The sequence below is a fragment of the Xanthomonas sp. CFBP 8152 genome, assembly GCF_014199025.1.
In the GTDB taxonomy this organism is placed as follows: domain Bacteria; phylum Pseudomonadota; class Gammaproteobacteria; order Xanthomonadales; family Xanthomonadaceae; genus Xanthomonas; species Xanthomonas arboricola_B.
This window is the reverse complement of the sequence record NZ_JACHNO010000007.1, coordinates 120,040-129,099: the sequence shown is the minus strand read 5'-3', so window position 1 is coordinate 129,099 and position 9,060 is coordinate 120,040. Positions and strand designations below refer to the sequence as shown.

At 64.1% G+C, this 9,060-nt stretch carries 9 protein-coding genes and 1 pseudogene; 7 read left to right on the top strand and 3 right to left on the bottom strand.

The window, feature by feature from the left end:
• The first annotated feature begins 471 nt into the window (after positions 1 to 471).
• From FHT09_RS19035 to FHT09_RS19020, 4 genes are all read left to right on the top strand, one after another.
• Positions 472 to 792 (top strand): DUF4156 domain-containing protein, encoded by a 321-nt coding sequence (locus FHT09_RS19035; RefSeq protein WP_104538928.1) that lies wholly within the window; start codon positions 472 to 474, stop codon positions 790 to 792.
• A 101-nt stretch (positions 793 to 893) separates the two neighbouring features.
• A complete protein-coding gene (locus FHT09_RS19030) occupies positions 894 to 1,910 on the top strand; it encodes a 3-oxoacyl-ACP synthase III (RefSeq protein WP_104538927.1) in 1,017 nt (338 codons plus the stop codon).
• A gap of 72 nt (positions 1,911 to 1,982) precedes the next feature.
• On the top strand, positions 1,983 to 3,137 hold the full coding sequence (locus FHT09_RS19025) for a Fic family protein (protein ID WP_104606881.1): 1,155 nt from the start codon (positions 1,983 to 1,985) through the stop codon (positions 3,135 to 3,137).
• Between the two features lie 148 nt (positions 3,138 to 3,285).
• Positions 3,286 to 4,188 (top strand): alpha/beta fold hydrolase, encoded by a 903-nt coding sequence (locus tag FHT09_RS19020; protein WP_104606882.1) that lies wholly within the window; start codon positions 3,286 to 3,288, stop codon positions 4,186 to 4,188.
• A 144-nt stretch (positions 4,189 to 4,332) separates the two neighbouring features.
• Here FHT09_RS19020 and FHT09_RS19015 read toward each other — a convergent pair whose 3' ends face one another.
• Positions 4,333 to 4,716: a YkgJ family cysteine cluster protein gene (locus FHT09_RS19015; protein WP_024939040.1), complete on the bottom strand. Its 384-nt coding sequence runs from the start codon at positions 4,714 to 4,716 to the stop codon at positions 4,333 to 4,335.
• A 313-nt stretch (positions 4,717 to 5,029) separates the two neighbouring features.
• On the opposite strand from FHT09_RS19015, the gene oleC reads away from it, so the two are divergent.
• The 3 genes from oleC (at position 5,030) to FHT09_RS19000 (ending at position 8,012) form a co-directional block, all read left to right on the top strand.
• The gene (gene oleC, locus FHT09_RS19010) at positions 5,030 to 6,688 is read left to right on the top strand and encodes an olefin beta-lactone synthetase (protein WP_104606883.1); all 1,659 of its coding nucleotides are present in this window, start codon (positions 5,030 to 5,032) and stop codon (positions 6,686 to 6,688) included.
• A 90-nt stretch (positions 6,689 to 6,778) separates the two neighbouring features.
• Positions 6,779 to 7,789, top strand: a complete 1,011-nt coding sequence (gene oleD / locus FHT09_RS19005) for a 2-alkyl-3-oxoalkanoate reductase (RefSeq protein ID WP_104606884.1) — start codon at positions 6,779 to 6,781, stop codon at positions 7,787 to 7,789.
• 64 nt (positions 7,790 to 7,853) lie between these two features.
• Positions 7,854 to 8,012: a DUF1328 domain-containing protein gene (locus tag FHT09_RS19000; protein WP_003468167.1), complete on the top strand. Its 159-nt coding sequence runs from the start codon at positions 7,854 to 7,856 to the stop codon at positions 8,010 to 8,012.
• A 117-nt stretch (positions 8,013 to 8,129) separates the two neighbouring features.
• Here the strand turns inward: FHT09_RS19000 and FHT09_RS18995 are convergent, their stop codons facing one another.
• Together FHT09_RS18995 and FHT09_RS18990 are read right to left on the bottom strand one after the other, a co-directional pair.
• Positions 8,130 to 8,612 carry a GNAT family N-acetyltransferase gene (locus FHT09_RS18995; protein WP_104606885.1) on the bottom strand — a complete coding sequence of 161 codons (483 nt, stop codon included), beginning with the start codon at positions 8,610 to 8,612 and terminating at the stop codon, positions 8,130 to 8,132.
• A 56-nt stretch (positions 8,613 to 8,668) separates the two neighbouring features.
• Positions 8,669 to 8,971: pseudogene (locus FHT09_RS18990) on the bottom strand (D-alanine--D-alanine ligase A); the annotation flags it as partial.
• Positions 8,972 to 9,060 lie beyond the last annotated feature (89 nt).

Genomic DNA, 9,060 nt, shown 5'->3' with positions numbered 1-9,060 from the left:
CTGCTCGTCAGTAAAACGTTTCTTCACGTCCAATCTCCTCGGGGTAGGGAATTGGACTCCAAACTGAGGCGCTACTCAAAATTGGGTGGACGTCGGGTGATCAGTGGTGTGGTAGTAAGGTAGTACACCGTTTCGGTGAGTGCAACAACTTTCGCGGCGCGGGTTTATTTGTTCAGCTGGCAGTCATTTTTACTGATCAAGGTTGCTGCCCGCTGCTTGCCCATGCCATGCAGCAAACGGCGTGCCAGTTTTATAAGATTGTTTTTAAAGGGATTTATGCATCGCAGCGGTGTCCGTGTCCGGACACCCGGACGCGATGGCAGGCGCCGGACACTGCTGCAGGCCACAGAACACGACGATCCACACGATGTTCAGCGCACTGAATGGGCGGCCTGTGGCCAAACAGCACACGCCGATCGCCGGCCGGCAACTGCGGCACAATCCGGCTTTGTCCTCGGGTGTCTAAGACTTATGCGCGTGCTGATGCTGTCTGTTCTGGTTGCCACCACCGCCACGGCCTGCACCTGGGTGCCGATCGAACAAAGCGGCAAAGGCGTGCAGGTACTGCCCGCAGGCCCTGTGCCGGCTGGCTGTCAGCAGCAGGGCGAGGTGGTGGTGTCGGTCAAGAGCAAGGTCGGCTTCTACAACCGCAACCCGTTGCGGGTGCAGGAAGAGCTGGAAACGCTGGCACGCAACGAGGCGCCGGGCGCCAATGCCAATGCGGTCCAGGCGCAGGGCCAGCCGGCCGATGGCAGCCAGCGTTTCAACGCCTTCCGCTGCCCGCCGCGCTGAACCGTTGGGCTGGGGCGCGGCCGCTGCAATTGTAAAGATGCGGTAAAACCAGCCAGCGGCTAGACTAGCGCCCCCTCGCCTGACGCCATGGCGCTACTTCGATGCTCTTCCAGAATGTCTCCATCGCGGGACTGGCGCATATTGATGCGCCGCACACGCTGACTTCCAAGGAAATCAACGAGCGCCTGCAACCGACCTACGATCGCCTCGGGATTAGAACCGACGTGCTGGGCGACGTTGCCGGTATCCATGCACGGCGCTTGTGGGACCAGGATGTCCAGGCCTCGGACGCCGCCACCCAGGCTGCGCGCAAGGCACTGCTCGACGCCGGCATCGGCATCGAGAAGATCGGCCTGCTGGTCAACACCTCGGTGAGCCGCGACTACCTGGAGCCGTCCACGGCGTCCATCGTGTCCGGCAACCTCGGGGTCGGCGACCACTGCGTCACCTTCGATGTCGCCAATGCCTGCCTTGCCTTCATCAACGGCATGGACATCGCCGCCCGCATGCTCGAGCGCGGCGAGATCGACTACGCGCTGGTCGTCGATGGCGAAACTGCCAACCTGGTCTACGAGAAGACCCTCGAGCGCATGACCTCGCCCGACGTCACCGAAGAAGAGTTCCGCAACGAACTCGCTGCGCTGACCCTGGGCTGCGGTGCCGCGGCCATGGTGATGGCGCGCACCGAGCTGGTGCCCGACGCCCCGCGCTACAAGGGTGGCGTGACCCGCTCGGCCACCGAGTGGAACAGGCTGTGCCGCGGTAACCTGGATCGCATGGTCACCGACACCCGCCTGCTGCTGATCGAAGGCATCAAGCTGGCGCAGAAGACCTTCCTGGCCGCCAAGCAGGCAATGGGCTGGGCGGTGGACGAGCTGGACCAGTTCGTCATCCACCAGGTCAGCCGCCCGCATACCGCTTCGTTCGTGAAGTCGTTCGGTATCGACCCGGCAAAGGTCATGACTATCTTCGGCGAACACGGCAACATCGGCCCGGCTTCGGTACCGATCGTGCTGAGCAAGCTCAAGGAGCTCGGCCGCTTGAAGAAGGGCGACCGGATCGCGCTGATGGGGATTGGTTCTGGCCTGAACTGCTCGATGGCGGAAGTGGTCTGGTAAGTTGCAACATGTGACGTGTTAAGAAAAATGGATTTTTAGTACACGTCATTGCATCATGTTCGCTCTCGCAACATGACCGATGTAGGCATGGACGACGCGCTGGTGTTCAATCCCGAGCAGCCCTACAACGCGCTCCCGCCGCTTCCTCCGGCGGGAGATATCGAAACGCGCGCCTTGCTCAAGGCCTGCATCGTGGCGCGCACTGCGTTGGCCGAGCTGAAGCAGGCCACCGCATTGCTGCCAAATCCGGCAGTGCTGATCAATACGATCCCGATCCTGGAAGCACAGGCGAGTTCGGAGATCGAAAACATCGTCACCAACACGGACGACTTGTTCCGTTATGCACACGATCAGGAGCGCGCTCAGAATCCGGCAACCAAGGAAGCCTTGCGTTGCCGTAGCGCGCTCTACGAAGGGTTCCAGTCGCTGCAGCGGCGACCGCTATGTACGGATACCGCCTTGGTGGTGTGCAGCCGCATTAAAGCTGTGCAAATGCAGATCCGTCGCGTGCCCGGGACTGCGCTGGCCAACAATCAGATCCAGCAGATCATCTATACCCCGCCCGTCGGCGAGGCATTGCTGCGCGACAAGCTGGCCAATTGGGAGCGTTTTATTCATGAATGCACCGATATCGATCCATTGATCCGGATGGCGGTCGCGCACTATCAATTCGAAGCGATCCACCCGTTCACCGATGGCAACGGGCGTACCGGACGTGTGTTGAATCTGCTGATGCTAATCGAGCAAGGCTTGCTCGATATTCCCGTACTTTACTTGTCGCGCTACATCATTCGCCATCGCAGCGACTACTATCGACTGCTGCTGGATGTCACCCGGCACGGTCGCTGGGCCGACTGGATTCAGTACATGCTTGCCGCCGTTGCAGAGACAGCTGCGTGGACGACGGCGAAGATCCAGGCGATCCGAGGATTGGAGACGCAGGCGCGTGATCATGTGCGCGAACACGCCCCCAAGGCCTACAGCCGCGAACTTGTCGAAGTGGTCTTCAATCAGCCGTATTGCCGCATCCAGAATGTCGTGGACGTGATGGGCGTGACTCGGCAGACCGCTGCACGCCATCTAAAAGAACTGGTAACCATCGGTGTGCTGCAAGAGCAGCGGCTGGGCAAGGAAAAACTGTTCCTGCACCCTGCATTCCTGCAACTTCTGTCCGGTGATGGTCATCAACTACCGCCTTATCCAATGCCTTCGCCGGAAGCGCGATGAAGCCTGTAATTGATCCAGGTAGCCGTCTTGCGCGCAGTGGGTTGAGCATGTCGCAGCGTGGCGACCACTATGATGTCCTATCTCTACGCACTGCAGGCCAACGCTTGCGCCATGTGCGCTCTCTCGAACTGAATCGGATGCGTTTGGCATGAACTACCCCGGCTATCCCTTCACTCCCCAGCGCCTTGAAGTGCGTCCCGGCATTGCGATGTCGTACCTGGACGAAGGTCCGCGCGATGGCGAGGTGGTCGTGATGCTGCACGGCAATCCGTCGTGGAGTTATCTGTGGCGGCACCTGGTGAGTGGCCTGTCGGATCGTTACCGCTGCATCGTGCCGGACCATATCGGCATGGGGCTGTCCGACAAGCCGGACGATGCGCCCGACGCGCAGCCGCGTTACGGCTACACGCTGCAGTCGCGCGTGGACGATCTGGACACGCTGTTGCGGCATCTGGGCATCACCGGCCCGGTCACGCTGGCGGTGCACGACTGGGGCGGCATGATCGGGTTCGGCTGGGCGTTGTCGCATCATGCGCAGGTCAAGCGGCTGGTGATCACCAACACCGCTGCATTCCCGTTGCCGGCGGAAAAACCGATGCCGTGGCAGATCGCAATGGGCCGGCATTGGGGCCCGGGCGAGTGGTTCATCCGTACGTTCAATGCGTTTTCCTCCGGCGCGTCCTGGTTCGGGGTGTCGCGGCGGATGCCGGCGGATGTGCGTGGTGCCTATGTGGCGCCCTACGACAACTGGCGTAACCGCATCTCCACCATTCGCTTCATGCAGGATATTCCGCTGTCGCCCGCCGACCAGGCCTGGTCGCTGCTGGAGCGCTCGGCGCAGGCGCTGCCCTCGTTCGCCGATCGCCCGGCGTTCATCGCCTGGGGCCTGCGCGATATCTGCTTCGACAAGCACTTCCTGGCCGGCTTTCGCAAGGCATTGCCGAATGCCGAAGTCACCGCGTTCGACGATGCCAACCACTACGTGCTGGAAGACAAGCATGAAGTGCTGGTGCCGGCGATCCGTGCGTTTCTGGAGCGCAATCGGCTGTAAGCACTGCTGGCGTTGCCGCGCAGGCGCTCGGCAGGTGAATGCAAGCGGCGCGCAGAATCGGATGCACCAAGGGATGCGACCGGGCATGCCGTCGTTCTGTTGGCCGTTGCGAATGGATGCTGCGCTCACTCGCAGCGAAAGCCGTTACAACGGCGGCAGCGGATTGCGTTGGGCCTCGTCCACGCCCAGCCAATCGGCTTCGGTCAGCGCGTGCAGGCCGTGTGCCAGCCGGGATTTGTCGCATTGCGCGCTGCGCTGGCCGAATTCCAGCGAGGCCGGCACGGCAGCGCAGGAGGAGGGCCGGCGATCATGGATGCTGCAGCGGCTGTAGCGGCCGATGTCCGCGTCCAGCGCAATGCAGCGCGGCTGCGATTGCGAGGTGCCGCGCATGACGCGCTCGTGCGTGCGCAGCGCATCGGTCAGCTCGATCGGCACCCTGCCGCCCAATGCGGGGTCGGCTTCGCTCCAGTGGAAACTGACGCGGAAGTAGGCGCAGCAGGCGCCGCAGGTAAGGCAGGGATGTGCCATGGAATGCCGGGCCTTGCGCGGCGAAACAACGTGGAGAGCGCGGCATTCTGACCGAACCGCGCTACGATACAAGTGGCACCACCGCGCGCCGGTTAGCGGTTCATCTGTGCACCTCGAAGCAGCGCGTGCGCGCGCAATGCGGAGCACCCCGCGCAGAGCAGGACATGTCGTGCGAACACGGCGCCGCATCGATCCGGCCATATGACGCGCAATCACCGCGTCAGGCGCAGCTGCAATGCGGGTACGCGCAGCGCAGGTGACTTGAGCGCGAACAAGCGGCCGGTACCGTCGTCGCGTGGGTGATAATGCGGCAATGACTACGACGACTCTCTGCAATATCGCCGCCACCCTGCCGGAACTTGCGCGCGAGCGCCCCGAGCAGATCGCCATCCGTTGCCCGGGCCGCCGCGCCGCCAATGGATTTGCCGTCTACGATGTGACCTTGAGCTACGCCGAGCTGGACGCGCGCAGCGATGCGATTGCTGCCGGACTGGCCCTGCACGGCATCGGACGCGGTGCGCGCGCGGTGGTGATGGTGCGTCCGTCGCCGGAATTCTTCCTGCTGATGTTTGCCTTGTTCAAGGCCGGTGCGGTGCCGGTGCTGGTGGATCCGGGCATCGACAAGCGCGCGCTCAAGCAATGCCTGGACGAAGCGCAGCCGCAGGCGTTTATCGGCATTCCGCTTGCGCAGCTGGCGCGTCGCCTGCTGCGGTGGGCGCGCTCTGCCAAGCAGATCGTCAGCGTCGGTGGCCGTTACAGCTGGGGCGGGGTGACCTTGGCGCGCGTGGAGCGCGATGGCGCCGGCGCCGGCAGTCAGCTGGCCGACACCGGGGCGGACGATGTGGCCGCCATCTTGTTCACCAGCGGCTCGACCGGTGTGCCCAAGGGCGTGGTGTACCGACACCGCCATTTCGTCGGCCAGATCGAGTTGCTGCGCAATGCCTTCGGCATGCGGCCCGGCGGCGTGGATCTGCCGACGTTTCCGCCGTTTGCCTTGTTCGATCCGGCACTGGGGCTGACCTCGGTGATTCCGGACATGGACCCCACCCGCCCGGCCACTGCCGATCCGCGCAAGCTGCACGATGCGATCGACCGCTTCGGAGTGACGCAGTTGTTCGGCTCGCCGGCATTGATGCGCGTGTTGGCCGACCATGGCCAGCCATTGCCCAACGTGCGCCTGGCCACCTCGGCCGGTGCGCCGGTGCCGCCGGACGTGGTGGCCAAGATCCGCGCGCTGCTGCCGGCAGATGCGCAATTCTGGACGCCGTATGGCGCCACCGAATGTCTGCCGGTGGCGGCGATCGAAGGGCGCACGCTGGACGCCACGCGCGCGGCCACCGAAGCCGGTGCGGGCACCTGCGTCGGCCAGGTCGTGGCGCCGAACGAGGTCCGCATCATCGCCATCGACGATGCGGCCATTCCCGAGTGGAGCGGCGCGCGCGTGCTGGCGGTGGGCGAGGTCGGCGAGATCACCGTCGCCGGCCCCACCACCACCGACACCTACTTCAACCGCGACGCGGCCACGCGGATTGCCAAGATCCGCGAGCGCAACGCGGATGGCAGCGAACGCATCGTGCATCGCATGGGCGATGTGGGCTACTTCGATGCCGAAGGACGCCTGTGGTTCTGCGGGCGCAAGACCCATCGCGTGGAAACCGCCAGCGGCCCGCTCTATACCGAGCAGGTGGAACCGGTCTTCAACGTGCATCCGCAGGTGCGGCGCACCGCCTTGGTCGGTATCGGCGCGCCCGGACAGCAGCAGCCGGTGCTGTGCGTGGAATTGCAGCCAGGCGTTGCGGCGTCGGCGTTTGCGCAAGTGGAAACCGCATTGCGCGCGCTGGGCGCTGCGCACCCGCACACGGCTGGAATCACACGTTTCCTGCGCCATTCCGGGTTTCCGGTGGACATCCGCCACAATGCCAAGATCGGCCGCGAAACGCTGGCGATCTGGGCGGCGCAGCAACGTGGCTGACCTGTCGATGCGTAGCGCGCAGGCACCCGGCCGCATCGCCAATTCCGGCCGCGCCCGTTATCGTGTGCGTCCTTGCGATGGAGGTGGTGCGTGCGCATCCTGGTAACCGGTGGTGGTGGCTTTCTTGGCCAGGCGTTGTGTCGCGGCTTGCGCGCGCGCGGGCACGAGGTGGCGAGTTTCCAGCGCGGCGATTATCCGGTCCTGCAGCGCTTGGGCGTGGGCCAGATCCGTGGCGACCTGGCCGACCCGCAAGCGGTGCGGCATGCTTTCGCCGGTATCGACGCGGTCTTCCACAACGCCGCCAAGGCCGGCGCGTGGGGCAGCTACGACAGCTATCACCAGGCCAATGTGGTGGGCACGCAGAACGTGCTCGACGCGTGTCGGGCCAATGGTGTGTCGCGCCTGATCTATACCTCCACGCCCAGCGTGACCCATCGCGCCACCAATCCGGTGGAGGGCCTGGGCGCCGACGACGTGCCGTACGGCGAAAACCTGCGCGCGGCATACGCGGCGACCAAGGCGATCGCCGAGCGCGCGGTACTGGCGGCCAACGATGCGCAACTGGCGACGGTGGCCTTGCGTCCGCGCCTGATCTGGGGCCCGGGCGACAATCATCTGTTGCCGCGCCTAGCTGCACGTGCGCGCGCTGGCCGCTTGCGCATGGTCGGCGATGGCAGCAACCTGGTGGACAGCACCTATATCGACAACGCCGCGCAGGCGCATTTCGATGCGTTCGCGCATCTTGCTCCAGATGCTGCGTGTGCGGGCAAGGCGTACTTCATCTCCAACGGCGAGCCGTTGCCGATGCGCGAGTTGCTCAATCGCCTGCTGGCCGCGGTGGATGCGCCTGCAGTGACACGTTCGCTGTCGTTCAAGACCGCATACAGAATCGGTGCGGTATGCGAGACCATATGGCCAATGTTGCGTCTGCCTGGCGAAGTGCCGTTGACGCGTTTTCTGGTGGAACAGCTGTGCACGCCGCACTGGTACAGCATGGAGCCGGCATATCGTGACTTCGGCTATGTGCCGCACATCAGCATCGAGGAAGGGCTGCAACGGCTGCGATCCTCATCTTCCAACGACATCGCCATCACCCGATAAAGACCGCCACGTCTTCAGGATACGTCTGCGCCGATTCGGCACGACAACTTCTGGAATCATTGCCATGCTGCATTACGCCATCATCTTCTTCGTCATCGCCATCATCGCCGCCGTGCTGGGCTTCAGTGGCATCGCCGGTGCGGCGACCAACATCGCCTGGATCCTGTTCGTGGTGTTCCTGATCCTGGCAGTGATCTCGATGTTCCGTCGCGGCAAGGTATAACGCCTAGTTGCGATACGCCACGGCAGCGGCGCTGCCGGTCGGCGCTCACATGGCCCGCTTCCGCAAGGAGGTGGGCCATGTGCGTTATGGACGCTCTGCAGCCGGGCGGCATCTGTCTCACAGCCGTTTTTCGAGATATTGCACGTGCTTGCCGTTGCCCAGCAGCGCATCGCCGACCGGCAGGAAACCCAGCTGCAGATGCAGCGCCAGCGATGCCGGATTGAGTGGGACCAGGTTGACCTCGCAGACCAGGCGCGGTTGCCCCGCTGCACCTGCGGCGTGGATGAGTTCGTCATACAACTGCCTGGCAAGCCCGCGCCCCTGCGCATGCGCTGCGATCACGATGCGGTCGATGTAGACAAAGCGCGCGAAGCGTTGCGCCATCCACGCAAAGTTCGGATTGGCGTATGTGGCGCTTTGATCCAGCGCGATCAGCAAACCATCCGCCGGCGCGACCAGGCGTGCATGCCACGCCAGTTGCAGCAATGCAGCCAGCCCTTCGGCATCCAGCAACGACAGCTCGGCGGCATGCGCATTGTTGAGCGCAAGCAGTGCGCTGTGGTCGCGCCGTTGCACTGCGCGCACATGGGCCTGGCTCATGCGCCTGGCTCGACGGCGCTGCGCAGCAGCTGATCGTCGGCATGCCGTTGCAACGCCACATCGATCTGCGCCAGCGCCTGCTCCGGCTGGGTCGGGCGCAGCTGTTGTTGCTGCGCGCCCGGCAGCAGGGCCACGCCGCGACCGCTGCGATGCAGGGCGATGCGGGCCGGGTCGTCGGCATTGAGCAGGAAACTGTCGGGGTCGTTGACGTGCCACTGGCCCTGCTTGTCGATGCCGATCAGCACCGGCTCGAAGCGCTGTGGATCCAGCGCATCGAGAATGTTGCGCGCCGATTGCAGCGAGACCTCGTGCTCGGCCGATTTGCCGCCGAAGATGAGACCGACCCGGATCTTGCGCATTGCCTGCTCCTGCCACCTGCGTGATGAGGTCGCCAGCATGCCTGCGGCAGGCGCGCCGAAGGAAGCCCTGCATGACCAAGACACGCGGC

Excerpts from the sequence above, each read along its gene's own strand:
- FHT09_RS19035 (WP_104538928.1), top strand. The coding sequence starts at position 472 with ATGCGCGTGCTGATGCTGTCTGTTCTGGTTGCCACCACCGCCACGGCC.
- FHT09_RS19030 (WP_104538927.1), top strand. The coding sequence starts at position 894 with ATGCTCTTCCAGAATGTCTCCATCGCGGGACTGGCGCATATTGATGCG.
- FHT09_RS19025 (WP_104606881.1), top strand. The coding sequence starts at position 1,983 with ATGACCGATGTAGGCATGGACGACGCGCTGGTGTTCAATCCCGAGCAG.
- FHT09_RS19020 (WP_104606882.1), top strand. The coding sequence starts at position 3,286 with ATGAACTACCCCGGCTATCCCTTCACTCCCCAGCGCCTTGAAGTGCGT.
- FHT09_RS19015 (WP_024939040.1), bottom strand. The coding sequence starts at position 4,716 with ATGGCACATCCCTGCCTTACCTGCGGCGCCTGCTGCGCCTACTTCCGC.
- oleC (WP_104606883.1), top strand. The coding sequence starts at position 5,030 with ATGACTACGACGACTCTCTGCAATATCGCCGCCACCCTGCCGGAACTT.
- FHT09_RS19000 (WP_003468167.1), top strand. The coding sequence starts at position 7,854 with ATGCTGCATTACGCCATCATCTTCTTCGTCATCGCCATCATCGCCGCC.
- FHT09_RS18995 (WP_104606885.1), bottom strand. The coding sequence starts at position 8,612 with ATGAGCCAGGCCCATGTGCGCGCAGTGCAACGGCGCGACCACAGCGCA.